The sequence below is a fragment of the Agathobacter ruminis genome (genome assembly GCF_002735305.1).
Classification (GTDB): Bacteria; Bacillota; Clostridia; order Lachnospirales; family Lachnospiraceae; genus Roseburia; species Roseburia ruminis.
This window is the reverse complement of the sequence record NZ_PDYG01000008.1, coordinates 46,438-61,787: the sequence shown is the minus strand read 5'-3', so window position 1 is coordinate 61,787 and position 15,350 is coordinate 46,438. Positions and strand designations below refer to the sequence as shown.

Genomic DNA, 15,350 nt, shown 5'->3' with positions numbered 1-15,350 from the left:
TCTTTTCTAACAGAAAAGAATTGGATATACTAGAAATGGAGAAAGGCGGGTTGCTATGAAGCGTAGAATTTTTGATATTATACAGATTGGGCAAAAGGGGGATTTTGCGAGTCGTGCGTTTGATCTTGGAATCGTGATTGTGATTCTGGTCAACATTGCAACGATGATCCTGCAGACATTTGATGAGCTGGCAAACTATCAGAATGTCTTTGTGGTAGTGGAAACGGTCACAATTGTGCTCTTTATCGCAGAATATATTTTGCGGCTCTGGACTGCGGAATATCTGTATCCGACGAGCCATCGCGCGAAAGCAGTCCTGCGATTTATGATATCTTTTGACGGAATCATTGAACTGTTTACGATTTTGCCGTTTTTCTTTATGTCGGGATTTGTCGCATTCAGATTGTTGCGCGTGGTCCGCATCTTTCATCTGTTCCGCATCAATTCCTATACCGATTCTTTCCATGTAATCAAAAGCGTATTGTATGAAAAGCGCAACCAGCTCGTTTCATCAATTTTTATCATTGTGGTTCTGATGTTTGCCTCATCGCTGTTTATGTATTCGGCAGAGCATTCTGCACAGCCACAAGCATTTAAAAATGCCTTCTCCGGATTGTGGTGGAGCATGTCCACTCTGCTGACGGTCGGCTACGGCGATATCTATCCGATCACTGCGATTGGGCGCATCATGGCAATCTTTATTGCATTTCTTGGAGTTGGGGTTGTTGCGATTCCTACCGGTATTATTTCGGCAGGTTTTGTAGAACAATATCGAAAAGAACAGGATTCGACCAACAATGATCTGCAGCGGATTCATACGATTATCATTGACATCGACAGCCAGTGGCTCGGGCATACCGTCGCCGAAATCGAGCAGCAATACCCGGTGAATATCCTGCTTCGTCAAAAGGGAAAATATGCAATCAAGGCTGACTCCAATGATGTCGTCAGCCTTGAAGATGTTCTTACTGTTTACCAATATGAAGAACCACATATTCAGAAAAAGTCGCAGTCTTAAAACGAATTGTCATGGCATTCTCCTTTACTCACTGCGCAATGCTTCTACCGGATCCTTCTTTGCCGCGCTGCGCGACGGAATCAATCCTGCTAGCATGGTCAGCAAAATACTGATCAGTATCAGAATCACTGCTGCATTCACAGGCAATGATGCATTCAGATTGTTGATATCGGTCAGATGATGAATGACGGCATTAATCGGCAGACACAACAGTGCCGAAATGACAACACCCAGCAATCCCGCAACAAAACCGATGATGATGGTCTCCGCATTAAACATATGCGATACATTTTTCTTGGATGCACCGATTGCGCGCAGAATACCGATTTCCTTTGTGCGCTCCTGTACCGAAATCAGGGTAATCACACCAATCATAATCGATGATACAATCAGTGAGATGGATACAAAGGCAATCAGCACATAACTGATGGCATTGATAATGGTGCTGACTGAGCCCATCATCAAACCTACATAATCTGTATAAGTGATTTGTTTCAGCTCATCTTTGTCCCGGTTGTAATCCTTGATTGCATCTTCAATGACTTCCTTCGCATCAAATGAAGAAGAATATAAGGCCATACGGCTTGGTGACTCAATATCGATATATCCGAGTTTGCTCAGATTCTTCTCATAAGTCGTATCGGAAAATTCCAATACTTCATCATAATAATATGCCGACTCAGCCTCGCTATAGGACTCTGCTGCCGCCATTAAACCGGCGACCAGCTGTTCCGGCTGCATGGTCTGAATCTGCTGCATCGCATCGGCTGCGTATTGTGCACGAATCTGTTGTTCCACCATTGTGCGGTAATAGGTTGTGATATCTTCGGCTGACATCTCCTCCAGATAATGGTTGATATCATCTTCAGACATTCCCATCTGTTCCACCATCACCTGACGCATGGCCTCTTCCATTGCTGCGCGATCCACGGAATCCATGGTCTGATTGATCATTTCTTCCAGCCGGTCCTTTGGAGGTGTTGCAAGAATGGATGTATACAATGCCGCTTTCTCTTCGTCCGTCAGCTCATTGATATAATTTTGGAAATAATCCGCTTTTTCTTTTTCCGTCAAATTGGTGCTGCTGGATTTGAACGGCAGACCTGTAATGATATCCTTGTTCGGGCTTTCACGCTGAATCCGAATGGCATCTGCTTTTCCGGATTCTTCGATGACATATTCCGTCAAAGCGGAAGTATAGGCAATCGAACCTGCGATAATATTTGCATTGGCATCCTCATTTGGGCGGATGACACCTACCACCTTCAGTGGAATCGCATTGCTGTAGAGATATTGTAATCCTGCATCGCTCTTGCGCAAATCCGCATATAATCCGGTATTCTCGTCATAACTGTAGCAGTCGGAATTGAGTACCACGCGATATTCTCTTTTGCAGATATCCTCATAAGACCAGCGGTCGGTCGACAGCTTGGCCTGGCTTCCGTCCATCACCGATTTCATCAGATCGGCCATCTCTTCCTCCGGAATCAAACCGAGAGCGTACAGCGACATATCGGTCAATTCGTTGTTCTCATCCAGCACAAGAACTACTTCGTTATAATCATTCGGCCAGTTGCCATAGACCAGATCATACTGGTTATATACCATATCGCTGATCAATGCACCGTCATTTCCTTCGAGCATTTCGGACCACAATTCAGTTGAACCGGTCATGCTGCTCATGCCCATATTGGACATGGAAGAAAAAGCGGAAAGATTACCGGTTGAGGACTCCATGGTATTCATATAAGACATATCAATGCCCATATATTCGGTAATCAAATCGTTCAACAACTGTTCCGAATCGGAATACAGAATGTTGCCGTCTACATTTTCGGTATAGACAAGCAGATTCAGATCGTAAGAATATTTCACAGCGGAAAGTGCATCCGAAAGACCGCTTGCGGAGTCTTTGTCTGCGCGTTCTTTTTCCACATATTCCTTAAAGGATTTCAAATCATTTTCTGTCGTTTCCGCATTGTTCAAGGCATCAATCATGTCATACATGATCGGATTCATATAAACATCGGTATTGCCATGATCATGGCTGTTCTCCGAACCTCCGAGAAACAGTTTCAACAAAGTGGACAAATCCACGGAACTTGCCTCAATTGTCAGCGGATAGGAAGCCAATGTCTCTTCCTGAACCTGATCGATATAAGTATTTAATCCATTCGAAACCGACGATATCAATGCGATACCGATAATTCCGATACTTCCTGCAAATGCAGTCAGGACCGTACGTCCTTTCTTTGTGAAAAGGTTCTTCAGCGACAATCCGAATGAGGTGGCAAAGGACATCGATGGCTTCTTTTCTTTGCGGCGTTTCTTTTTGCCTGCATTTTGCTCCATGCGCGCTTTTACGAACTCATTCTCCTGTCTGATTTCCTCTTCGCTCAGCGGATTGGAATCATCGATTAGTTTTCCGTCGAGCATACGGATGATTCTGGTCGAATATTTCTCAGCCAGTTCCGGGTTGTGGGTTACCATGATAACCAGACGGTCTTTGGCGATTTCTTTTAAAATATCCATAACCTGAATACTGGTCTCGGTATCCAGTGCTCCGGTCGGCTCATCCGCCATAATAATATCCGGATTGTTCACAATTGCACGCGCAATTGCTACACGCTGCATCTGTCCGCCCGACATCTTGTTCGGACGCTTATGCAGCTGATCGCCAAGTCCAACCTTTTCGAGCGCTTCAATTGCACGGCGCTTGCGCTCTGCCTTGGACACACCGGAAAGGGTCAGTGCCAGTTCCACATTCATCAAAACCGTCTGATGCGGAATCAGATTATAACTTTGAAAGACAAATCCGATGGTATTGTTGCGATAGCTGTCCCAGTCACGATCCTTGTATTTTCTTGTCGAAATACCATTGATGATCAGGTCTCCTTCCGTATACTGATCCAGACCACCAATGATGTTGAGCATGGTTGTCTTGCCGCATCCGGACGGACCCAGAATCGAAACAAACTCATTGTGTCGGAAATTCAAATCAATGCCCTTTAAAGCATGAACCAAACCATTTCCGGCAGGATAATCTTTTTTGATATTCTTGAGTTCTAACATATGCGCTCCTTTTCTTTCTTACGCTGTCTCAAACTGCGAATTGTACAATTCATTGTAGAATCCGCCCTGCTGCATCAATTCTTCATGTGTACCGCTCTCGATCACATCGCCATCCTTTAATACCAGAATCAGATCGGCATTCTTAATGGTAGAAAGGCGATGCGCAATCACAAAGCTGGTACGGTTCTTCATCAGTGCGTCCATCGCTTTTTGAATCTTTAACTCAGTTCGTGTATCCACAGATGAGGTTGCCTCGTCGAGAATCAGCATCGGCCGGTCTTCGAGCATCGCACGTGCAATCGTCATCTGCTGTTTCTGTCCCTGTGACAGATTGACCGAATCATTCAACACGGTGTCATAACCCTTCGGAAGTGCATGGATGAAATGGTGCAATCCCACCGCACGACATGCCTCTTCCATCTGTTCATCCGTAATATTGTCGGAGCTGTAGACGAGATTCTCGCGCACGGTTCCTTCAAACATCCAGGTATCCTGCAATACCATACAAAATTGCTTATGTACATCTTCGCGTTTCAAATCGTGAATGGAAACCCCATCGATGCGGATATCTCCCGAATTGATTTCATAGAATCGCATCAGCAAATTCACCAGCGTCGTCTTACCTGCTCCTGTCGGTCCGACAATTGCGACCTTCTGGCCCGGTTTTGCTTCTGCTGAGAAATCATTGATAATGGTTTTGTCCGGATCATATCCGAAATGTACATGGTCAAATTCTACATGTCCCTTTGTATCCACGATTTCTGCAGTCTTGTCCTGCTCATCTTCCATCTCCTGCGCACCGAGGAATTCAAAGATGCGTCCTCCGGCCGCAGATGCAGACTGAAGTGCCTGAACACCCTGTGAAATCTGGGACAATGGTTGTGTGAACAAACGGACATATACCATAAATGCCACAATGACACCAAATCCGATTTTGCCGTCAATCGCCAGCGAAGCTCCAACGACACAGACTGCAACGAATCCGAGATTTCCGATGAATCCCATCATCGGCATCATCAGTCCGGACAATGTCTGTGCACGGAAAGCCGCGCGGCGGTGTTTCTGATTAATTTCATGGAAAATTTTGCGTCCGTCCGCTTCGCCGTTATAAGCTTTAATCAATGTATGACCGCTGTATGCTTCCTCAACGAAACCATTGACTTCTCCAAGTCTTTTCTGCTGGGAACGGAAATATTTCTGTGAGCGTGACATGATCAGCGACATCAGCACAAATCCGATGATGGTTGCACCGACTGCTGCACCGGTCATCTTCACATTGTTGCGCAACATCATAATAATGGAGCCAAAGAATAAGGTGACTGCAGATACCAGCGTTCCCACACTTTGATTCAATGACTGTCCGAGTGTATCGACATCATTGGTCACGCGGCTTAATACATCACCGGTCGTGGTCTTTCCAAAATATGCCATCGGCAAACGATTGATTTTGCGTGAGATGTCTGAACGCAGCTGCTTTGAAACCATCTGGGTAACATAGGCCATAATCTGCGTCTGAACCAGATTTAACAGCGCGCCGGACAGATAAATCACCCCGAGAATGATAATGACATTTCTGATATGTTCAATGTCAATCTCTCCTGTGAGTCCTTCGGCAATTGCATCCGTCACCTCCTGCAGACGATCCGGTCCGCTCAGTGTCGCGATTGTGCCGCCGATCGCTGCCAAAATGGCAATGATCATCAAAATATTATATTTTCTGCAATAGTGGAGGATTTTCTTCCACGCGCCCGGATACTTCTGGGTGTCAAATTCCATATTATTTCTTCTTGGCATCGTGCTCCTCCTTTCTATGCCAGTTCTTCCTCAGTCAGCTGAGAAAGAGCAATCTGTTGATAAACTTCACAATTTTGCATCAGTTCCTGATGCGTTCCCTGACCGACAATCTGTCCGTCTTCCATTACGAGAATCTTATCCGCATTGCGGATGGTTCCGATACGCTGTGCCACAATAATTTTGGTTGCATCCGCGCAGCGCTCCTGCAACATGTGGCGAACCGCACGATCGGTTTTATAATCCAGTGCCGAAAACGAATCGTCAAAAATCAAAATCTCTGCATTTCTTGCGACAGCACGTGCGATTGACAGACGCTGTTTCTGTCCGCCGGAATAATTATTTCCACCCTGCACGACTTCGCTTTCGATTCCGTTTTCTTTCTTTCCTACAAAATGTGCACTGCTTGAAATCTCGATTGCATTTTGGATTTGGTCTTCGCTAACAGGGCCTTTGCCATTGTCACCAAATGCAATATTCGAAGCAATGGTTCCTTTAAACAAAAATGCTTTCTGCGAAACATATCCGATTCGGTTATGCAATGCATTTTGCGTAAATTCGCGGACATTACGACCGTCGACGAGAACCTCTCCCTCGGTTGCATCATAAAATCTCGGAATCAGATTGACCACGGTAGATTTACCGCATCCGGTCGAACCGATAATTGCCACCGTCTGTCCTTTCTTTGCCGTAAAGGAAATATGCTCCAGCATATTGGAGGCCGCATCCGGATAACGGAATGACACATCGCGGAATTCAATTTCGCCTTCGTGCCCGGCAATGCCGTCTTCTTTGTCTCCGTCCGTGATGGTCGGCCTGGTATTCAATACCTCATTGATACGCTCTGCAGCAACAGAGGCTCTCGGCATCAGAATAAAGATGACCACGAGCATCATGAATGACATAACCACCTGCATCGCATAATTCATAAAAATGACCATATTGGCAAACAGTTCGCCTCTTTCTGTCAGCACCTCCATCATATTGGACATGTCTGCATTGAATGCGACATTGTGAATCAGTGCTGCACCGATTGCATAAATGGCAATCGACAAACCGTTTAGGAGCAAACCGATATATGGCATCATCGATGCCATCACACGGCTGGTAAACAGCGCCGTGCTGGTCAGTTCGTCATTTGCCTCCTCAAATTTGGCTTCCTGATATGCTTCTGCATTGTAAGCTCTGACAACCGAAAGACCGCTTAAGTTTTCGCGTGTGACACGGTTGATATTATCGGTCAGTTTTTGCATCATTTTGAATTTTGGGCGCGCCAGCTTCAATACAATGAACACACCAACCAGAAGCAACAATACGGTAATAAATGTTGCAACTGTCCATTCCAGACCCTTGTCAAAGATTTTGGCAATGGCCCATACCGCCGTAATCGGTGCTTTTACGATTACCTGCAGTCCCATTACAATGACCAGCTGAATCTGTGTAATATCATTGGTGGAACGTGTGATCAGACTCGAGGTAGAAAAACGATTGATTTCTTCCATCGAAAATGACTGTACACGAAGATACAAGCGCTCTCTCAAATTCGCACCAAAATTGGACGAAATACGGGATGCACAGATTGCCACAACAACGGAACCTGCCATGCTGCCGAATGCACACAAAAGCATTTTGCCGCCTGCAATCCAGACATCCTTCATATTATCAGTTCCTGTCGTAAGCAGGCTTGTAATATCTGCCATATAATCCGGCAGACGCAAATCCAGCCAGACCTGCCCGACGATAAACAATACTGCGATTGCCACGAGCATTGCATCTGACTTTTTAAAATTATGAAACAATTTTAACATCTTACATTTCCTTTCCTTTTTCTTGATTCTGATTGTCAAAAGACAATGCAATCAGATTTTCGTACATCTTGCGGGACACCTGCAAAAATATATTGACCTGTTCCGCAGGAATTCCATGAAACAGTTCTGATTTTGCATGATTCCAAATCTCATTCCAGTCATCGCAGAGTGGCTTGGCTGCATCCGCAAGATAATAATGTACAAAGCGACGATCGTTTTCATCCGCCTGATATTCTACCAGCCCGCGCTTTTCGAGCGCATCAAGTGTCTTTGAAACCATAGCCTTATTCATCTGCAGATATTTGCAGATATCGGTACCCCTGGTTTCGCCCGGATTTGCAAAATACAAATATCCAAGAATCTGTGCTTCCACTTTTTTTAAATTATGTTTTTTACGCACAATCTCATTTTGCTCTCTCCATGCCTGAAAGAACAAATTGCCGGATTTCATACGGTCACGTTCGTCCGATTTACAAATAAACATGTGCGATTCTCCTTCCTGCTTTTCATTCATCAAAACAACAAAAAAGAAACCATTTGCATTGACTTTGTTAATGGAATTCTATCCCCATCCTGTTTAGTAGTCAATTGCAAACAGTTTCTTTTTATAAAATATTTATTTCTTTATAATTGGTTCATAAATTATTTGAATGCGGTATAGCTTACGATGGTATTGATCAATTTTACCTGATCTGCATTATTGTCATCGTCCGCCATGGAATATAATACCCAAACGCGTCCCGGTGTTGCGGATTCGATCAGACAAATATAAATCTGTACATTCATGTCCTCAACATGATAATTATAATAAACCATTCTCTTGCTGTCACCGGTGGTCGTTTCCTTTTTCTCTGTGACAGCATATTTGTAATCTTTAAATTGATCGTCCATCGATGTCTTGAAGATTTCCAATGCATCGTCCACAGAGTTGTACTGCATCGGATACAATTCAACGGTATCATCCATGCCAAACATAAATGTGACATCATCCGTCTTGGAAGTATCCACATTGGTTACCAGCGACTTGTCATAAACCACCTCGACAGATGAAACCGTAACAGATGCCGTATCACCGTCTGTTCCCGGAGTCTGTGTATCCTGAGTGTTCTGTGTCTCCTGCGGCTTCTGTGTTTCCTGCGTATCCAAAACCGGTTCATTATAGGCATCCTTCTCCACATAGAGACTTTCGATCAGGTGACGCAAAGTACCTTCCGCACCGTCCATGCTGCGCACGGTATATTCCACATTAAATTTACCGTAGCTTTCGAGATAGCGGTCTACCTGAGCATCATTTCCGCTGTCATTGGTTTTCAGACTCATGCGATAAAGTACTTTATCGCCAACGGTCACTTTCTGAATATCGCCGGTCTCATTAATCTTTGCATCATCCTCAATTTCTTTTTTGAATTGTGCAAAATATTTCTTGAGGCTGTATACAGGCTTCTTGCGCACTGTCACTTCGATGGTTGCTCCGGATTCGAGTGTCACCGTGCAGGCATCATGTGCTTCTGCTGCAGTGGCATTTTCCGGATAGAGGAATGACACATCGGTCGATTCAATCGAAGTCTCCATCACGAGATAACCGGATTCTACATCCTGATTCGTCTTCTTAAAATCATCCGGATCATTCTTGGTATAGTTTTCCGAAATATGCAAAGTCTCCTGCAGGCTGCCATCCAGCAGATTCAGTGGTGACTTCGGCACAAATAAAAGTGCGCATACTGCACCGATCAGAATCAGCAAAACAAGAATTGTGATGATCAGACCCTTTTTCTTTTTCTTTTTCTTCTTTTTGGTCTTTTTACCAGTCGGTTCCGGACCTCCATAATAATAATCTCCGGCTGCCGGTACCGGTTGCTGCGGCTGCTGCGGCTGCTGTGGCATTTGCGGCTGCTGCGGCATTTGCGGCTGCTGCGGTTGCTGCGGTTGCTGCGGTTGCTGCGCCGTATAAGTTCCGCTCACCTGACCATAGAAAGATGTCGGATTCGTCGGCTGCGCCGGCTGAACCGGAGTCTGCGGTTCCGGCTGAATCGGTGTCGGCTGCACCGGCTCGATTGGAGTCTGTGGTTCCGGCTGAATTGGTGTCGGCTGCACCGGCTCGACCGGGGTCTGTGCCGGGGCCCCGCAATATGGGCAGAATTTCACATGATCCTCGATCTGATGCCCATTTGCACATAATTTCATAAATCATTCCCTCCTGTTTTCACATACATAATATAAATTATTTTAATATATTTCGAGTTTTTCGTATACCACATTCTTATCAAAATTAATTAATTTCGCGGCCGAATCATTTGCGGACCAACTGCTGCCGGTATAATAATAGCAATAGACATTGCCGAATTGTGATTTTGCATAAACCAGATAATATTTTCCGATTTCAGCGCGCACACGGGCATTCCCATCCGCATCCGGAGAATAGCTTGCATAATAATGGCCATTCGCATCATATAATACAACGGCCGAATCCGGTGCCTCTGTGGCAACTGACAGTTCAAAATAATTACTGCGCAAATTCTGATTGTCTTTTGCCGTCTGCTCACGGTCTCCCATCATGCCCATCTTTTCATAGCTGTCATGCACAATTTGCTCATAATCATGATATTCACTATGCGCACGGCAGGACAAAATCAATCCAACATAGACATCATCCAAATCAGATTGCGGAGTCAGAAATTCTATGGTATCCAGCCAGAGCATAATTTCGTGCGAAAGCGGCACAGATGCCGCATACAGGTCATATGCCACTTTGTTGAGCAGTGAACTGTTGGAATGTACGCCGCCATAATCATTCAAGGAAGCATTCGGATGATCCGTTTTCGGAACATAAAATGCATCACCGACAAAGGAAGGCTGATGATAGGCAATCGGATCACTCATCTTGCGAAATACATTTCCACAACTTTCTCCGATGCTCCATGTCTCATCCTCCGTCTTCTTGTCATACATTTCAACGAGATTGCCCATGATATCACTTAATGACTCATTGATTGCGCCCTGCTCATTTGCATAGATACATCCCTGCATCGCATGGCTGGTATATCCATGCGTAAATTCATGTGCAACAACATCGAGTGCCTGGCTGTCTTTGTTGACATCCGATACACCAAAAAATCCCCAGCCCATAATGCTTCCGTAGTATCCGGCATTATCGACGGGATTGCCTTTGCTGTCGCACATGCCCATCCCGATCAGAATCGGCATTCCGGCGCGATCAATAGAAGGCACGCCAATGGTTTTGTAAAAGTCCCATGCCTCAATATAATTTGCATAGGCCAGAATATAATTCATATCCCAGTCATTGTTGTTGGTACTGGTAATAAAATTCACTTCATCCTTGACATAAAAATCATAGAAGGAAGCTGCGGCAATCAGTCTCTTCGGATCCATCATATAATACAGTCCATCCGATTTGTTATAACAAACCGGAACGGAAATCGCCTCTGTGGTTCCATCGGCCTTTTGCACTGTCGTCTCGTAGACGGTCTCATCCATCCCCGAAAAATAATCTTCGTTGTGATAGCCCTTTGTATCGGTTGTAGATACGGTGCTGGTCGGTGTGCAGATCAGATAAGTTCCCTCGTTGCTGATATAATGCATCAAATATGGCATTTGAAAACTCTGACTGATGTCAGGGTTATCTGTATAAACCGCCATCGCCTTGGTCAAAACATTATTATGATTAAAATAAACTTCTTTTGTATACTGCGAATAGATGGTCAGTTGCGGATAATTGGTTTGCACAATCGTCTCCGCCTCCTGCGCCGTAATCATTTGTTCACTCTTTACGATTTCCGAAGAAAATGAATTCGAGAGCGCACAGACATAATGATCCGCATCGCGTACAATCACAAGCGAACCATTTTCCACCGACTGGTTACCCGCCATCTGCTTGTAGGTAAAATAGGTATAGTCTGTCTGCGTATCCGTAATCTGCGATGCGAGATAATATTCCGTATCTTCGCCAAAACCCAGCAAATCATAGACGGTTGCAAGTGCCTTTAATACATCGTCGGAAGACTCCACCTGATCCGGAGAAAATCGTCCGACCAGCGAAGAGACGTATCCGTCATCGCGATATACAATCACCGCATTTTCATCCGAATATTCCTCAATATCTTCTTTCGATACCTGATTTTCTTTTTCGTAATATTCAAGTGCGACATCACTCGCTTTGCGATCTTCATCCAGCAGATATACTGATTCATATTTGTTCGCACAGGCCGGAATCTGCGTCATGATGCCGACACAAACCAGCATCGCAATCCCTTTTTTCCACTTTTTTGTCATAACCGGTCCTCTTCTATCTTCTATCTTCTATTTCATGATTCTTGCTATCTTTCATTATACCGATATTTTGTTCCCACACAAGAAAAATGAAGCAGGTTCCGGAAATCCGAAATCTGCTTCATCTCATCAGTGTTTTTTCGTTTTAGAATTTTCCGACCTTGGTCAGTTTCTTTGGAAGTTTCGGAAGTTTCGCATCCTCCCACTTCACAATCGCATCCTCGTCGCATGCCGATACGCACTTGCCACACTGCTCGCACATATCCTGATCGATCATATGGATGAAGTTGGCCTTTCCGTCGATTGCATCTTCATCACATTCATCGACACAATCGCCGCAACCGGTACACAGATCCGGAAGGATGAGATAAACCGCTGCTGCCTTGTAGCACTTGCCACACTTACAGGTCTTTCTCTTGATATGCTCCTCGAATTCATCCTGGAACAGATTTACTGCAGAAATCAACGGTTTTGCCATGGCGCGGCCAAACGGACAATATGCACCGATTTCAATCAGTTCACCGACTTCCCTGATGAGATCAAGGTCTGTCACCTTTGCCTTTCCGGTTGTCATCTCCGTGACAATGGTCTTGAACTGTAAGGTACCTTCACGGCAGAGTACACACTTGCCGCAGGAAGAAGCCCATGCCTGCTCCATAATGGAAACCGCAGTCTGAACCATACATTCATCCTGATTGAATACGGTAATGGCATAATCATCGCGATCTGCACGGATTTCATAATCCGCAAGCGATTCCGGTTTGACAAAAGTACCCTTCTGACCACCGATCAAAACAGCCTTTGCAGAGCCTGCGTCGCAGATGCTTCCTGCTTTGGTGCCGATTTCCACTTCCTTGATTTCAGTCTTGCCGTCGGCTGTCACAGCTACAAAGCGGACATTCTTGCCGGTTGCAAGCAGATATGCTTCTTCCGGAGTCATTACGGATACTTCGTAATCCTCATAAGTTGCAACAAAATCATCCTGAATCATCGGACGAGGAAGATTTCCTGCCAGAAGCTGAGCGACGGAATATGGATTTCCAAGGGTTGGATTGTATGCTCCATAGCGGACTTCACAATCGATTCCATCGACTTTTTCGCCTTCCGGAAGCAGATAGAGTACATCTGCCTGCAGTTCTGCAGCCTTTTTCTCCACACCTGCTTTGACATCCGCAAGTTTCTCCTTCAGTAAGTGAATGGAGATATGCGCATAATTATCATCTTTCAAACAGCTTACTACTAATAAATTCTTCATTATTCTGCGCCTCCTTCCTCAGGAACATAATCGCTCCAGAATTTCTGAGGTGCAATCTGAAGTCTTAAATCACACTGGAGACAGCGGTCTGCCTCACAGCCTGCCATGCTGCAGTCGAATCCGAGATCCATTGGCTCGAAATTCTTTACGCGGTCTGCCGCATCGATGGTTCTCGGTTCGGTACGGTTAGCACGCTGTGCCTCTGTAGCCTTGCCGATGCATGGATTTGCATCCTGCTCCGGTGCCAGATTCTCTTCGATATTGCCATCTCCGCCGAGATACTGATCCATTGCGGATACAGCAAGACGTGCTTCTCCGACAGCCTGAATGACAGATCTGGTTCCGGTGACACAGTCTCCGGATGCATAAATGCCCTCGATATTGGTTGCAAAGGTCTCCGGATTCACCACGATACGACCGCGGTTCAATTCCACACCGAATTCTTCTGTCACATCCGGATGCTGTCCGACTGCAAAGATTACGGTATCGGCCGGGAAGGTTACGGTAGAATCCGGGATTCTGGTGAATTCCGGTCCCTTCGGTCCGAATTTCAGTCCTTCAATTCCGGTAACGGTCAGACCGGTCACTTTGCCATTCTCTGCAACAATTGCATCAAAGGTTCTGGAATTTTCTACGATGATTCCATCCTCTTTTGCCCATGTCACTTCTTCCGCAGAAGCGGTCATCTTGTCCGGTGCCTCAAGACAGGTCATAACAACATGCTTTGCACCAAGTCTGACTGCGGTTTCCGCACAGTCGATGGCAACATTACCACCACCCAAAACGACAACATTCTCTCCAACCGGAAGCGGATTTCCAAGATTCTCTGCACGCAGGAAGTCTGCATTCAGATACACATCCGGCAGATCATTGTTTTCAAGCGGAAGCTTGTTTCCTGCATGTGTTCCGATTGCTGCATAGACAACATCATAATCTTTCTTTAATTCTACGGCGCTCTTCACTTCGCTGTTGCATTCGATCTTAACACCGATTGCTTCAATCTCTGCGATTTCTGCATCGAGAACCTCACGCGGGAGACGATAAGAAGGAATACCATATCGCATCTGTCCACCTGCCTTCGGCAGTTTCTCAAATACAGTCACTTCATGGCCGAGCTTTCTCATATAATATGCAACCGTCAATCCTGCCGGACCGGATCCGATGACTGCAACCTTCTTGCCTGTATCCGGCTTCTGGAATGCATTCTTCTTCCATGACCCGTCATCCTGCGATGCTGCATATCTCTTTAAGTTGCGGATGGATACCGCACCATTTAAGAAGTTTCTCTTACAATTTGCTTCGCAGTCATGCACACAGACATAACCCAAAGTCTCCGGGAACGGAACCTTCTCGCGAACGGTTGCTGCAGCTGCCGCATAATTGCCCTCGTTGATATAACGGATATACTTCGGCACATTGACATGTGCAGGACAAGCCTCACGGCATGGTACCAGTGCACGCTCCTTTGGAAGATTGTCATCAAATACGCCAACCTTATCGCGGATGGAACCGGTCGGGCATACTTCCACGCAGGCGCCACAGAAACGGCATCCTGCTTCTTCAAGGCTGTCGCCATTGATTACGACGCGCATTCTTCCGTCAACCTTTTCAAATTTCAATGCACCTACACCACGCATTTCGTTGCAGGCTCTGACACAGCGTCCGCAAAGAATACAGCGATGCATCTCATGCAACATGAGCGGATTGCTCTCGTCTGCGGTCACACGAATCTGGCAATAGCGCAGATCGCGTCCGGTATCTCCGACATACTGTGAAATTGATGCCAGCTGGCATTTACCGTATTTCGGACATCCGGTACATTCTGTCGGATGCGTTTTGAACATGAAGTCACAAGAAAGCTTGCGGATTGCTTCCGCCTGCTCGTCTTTGGTATGAATCACCATTCCCTCTTTTACTTTTGTGGAGCATGATGTAATCACACCGTCGACTCCGTCCTGTTTTACAACACAGAGACGACATCCTCCATTCGGATGAAGATTTTCATGATGGCAAAGATGAGGAATGTAGATGCCATTATCCAAAGCAGCCTCTAAGACGGTTTTGGATTCATCTGCCTCAATCTTATAACCATCAATGGTTAATTGAACTGTTCCCATTT

At 45.5% G+C, this 15,350-nt stretch carries 9 protein-coding genes; 1 reads left to right on the top strand and 8 read right to left on the bottom strand.

From position 1 onward, the window contains the following. Nucleotides 1–55: 55 nt before the first annotated feature. Nucleotides 56–1,018, top strand: coding sequence for an ion transporter (locus tag CSX02_RS02735; RefSeq protein ID WP_099385544.1), 963 nt, complete (start codon nt 56–58; stop codon nt 1,016–1,018). 24 nt (nt 1,019–1,042) lie between these two features. On the opposite strand, the gene CSX02_RS02730 is transcribed toward CSX02_RS02735, so the two are convergent. The 8 genes from CSX02_RS02730 to CSX02_RS02695 form a co-directional block, all read right to left on the bottom strand. Then, the gene (locus tag CSX02_RS02730) at nt 1,043–4,090 is read right to left on the bottom strand and encodes an ABC transporter ATP-binding protein/permease (protein WP_099385543.1); all 3,048 of its coding nucleotides are present in this window, start codon (nt 4,088–4,090) and stop codon (nt 1,043–1,045) included. 18 nt (nt 4,091–4,108) lie between these two features. Beyond that, on the bottom strand, nt 4,109–5,884 hold the full coding sequence (locus CSX02_RS02725) for an ABC transporter ATP-binding protein (RefSeq protein WP_099385542.1): 1,776 nt from the start codon (nt 5,882–5,884) through the stop codon (nt 4,109–4,111). Nucleotides 5,885–5,898: 14 nt separating this feature from the next. Further along, the gene (locus tag CSX02_RS02720; RefSeq protein ID WP_099385541.1) at nt 5,899–7,689 is read right to left on the bottom strand and encodes an ABC transporter ATP-binding protein; all 1,791 of its coding nucleotides are present in this window, start codon (nt 7,687–7,689) and stop codon (nt 5,899–5,901) included. Between the two features lies 1 nt (nt 7,690). After that, nucleotides 7,691–8,173, bottom strand: a complete 483-nt coding sequence (locus CSX02_RS02715) for a MarR family winged helix-turn-helix transcriptional regulator (RefSeq protein WP_189281294.1) — start codon at nt 8,171–8,173, stop codon at nt 7,691–7,693. 158 nt (nt 8,174–8,331) lie between these two features. Beyond that, the gene (locus tag CSX02_RS13975; protein WP_207653742.1) at nt 8,332–9,873 is read right to left on the bottom strand and encodes a zinc ribbon domain-containing protein; all 1,542 of its coding nucleotides are present in this window, start codon (nt 9,871–9,873) and stop codon (nt 8,332–8,334) included. Nucleotides 9,874–9,915: 42 nt separating this feature from the next. Beyond that, the gene (locus tag CSX02_RS02705; RefSeq protein ID WP_099385539.1) at nt 9,916–11,979 is read right to left on the bottom strand and encodes a M4 family metallopeptidase; all 2,064 of its coding nucleotides are present in this window, start codon (nt 11,977–11,979) and stop codon (nt 9,916–9,918) included. A 142-nt stretch (nt 11,980–12,121) separates the two neighbouring features. Continuing rightward, entirely contained in the window at nt 12,122–13,231 is a 1,110-nt protein-coding gene (locus tag CSX02_RS02700; protein ID WP_099385538.1) for an NADH-ubiquinone oxidoreductase-F iron-sulfur binding region domain-containing protein, read from the bottom strand. Further along, a complete protein-coding gene (locus CSX02_RS02695) occupies nt 13,231–15,348 on the bottom strand; it encodes an FAD-dependent oxidoreductase (protein WP_099385537.1) in 2,118 nt (705 codons plus the stop codon). The genes CSX02_RS02700 and CSX02_RS02695 overlap by 1 nt, the downstream gene beginning before the upstream one ends. Nucleotides 15,349–15,350: the final 2 nt, after the last annotated feature.

What these genes read in the sequence shown, in the direction of transcription:
- CSX02_RS02735 (WP_099385544.1), top strand. Translation starts at nt 56, where the DNA reads ATGAAGCGTAGAATTTTTGATATTATACAGATTGGGCAAAAGGGGGAT.
- CSX02_RS02730 (WP_099385543.1), bottom strand. Translation starts at nt 4,090, where the DNA reads ATGTTAGAACTCAAGAATATCAAAAAAGATTATCCTGCCGGAAATGGT.
- CSX02_RS02725 (WP_099385542.1), bottom strand. Translation starts at nt 5,884, where the DNA reads ATGCCAAGAAGAAATAATATGGAATTTGACACCCAGAAGTATCCGGGC.
- CSX02_RS02720 (WP_099385541.1), bottom strand. Translation starts at nt 7,689, where the DNA reads ATGTTAAAATTGTTTCATAATTTTAAAAAGTCAGATGCAATGCTCGTG.
- CSX02_RS02715 (WP_189281294.1), bottom strand. Translation starts at nt 8,173, where the DNA reads ATGTTTATTTGTAAATCGGACGAACGTGACCGTATGAAATCCGGCAAT.
- CSX02_RS13975 (WP_207653742.1), bottom strand. Translation starts at nt 9,873, where the DNA reads ATGAAATTATGTGCAAATGGGCATCAGATCGAGGATCATGTGAAATTC.
- CSX02_RS02705 (WP_099385539.1), bottom strand. Translation starts at nt 11,979, where the DNA reads ATGACAAAAAAGTGGAAAAAAGGGATTGCGATGCTGGTTTGTGTCGGC.
- CSX02_RS02700 (WP_099385538.1), bottom strand. Translation starts at nt 13,231, where the DNA reads ATGAAGAATTTATTAGTAGTAAGCTGTTTGAAAGATGATAATTATGCG.
- CSX02_RS02695 (WP_099385537.1), bottom strand. Translation starts at nt 15,348, where the DNA reads ATGGGAACAGTTCAATTAACCATTGATGGTTATAAGATTGAGGCAGAT.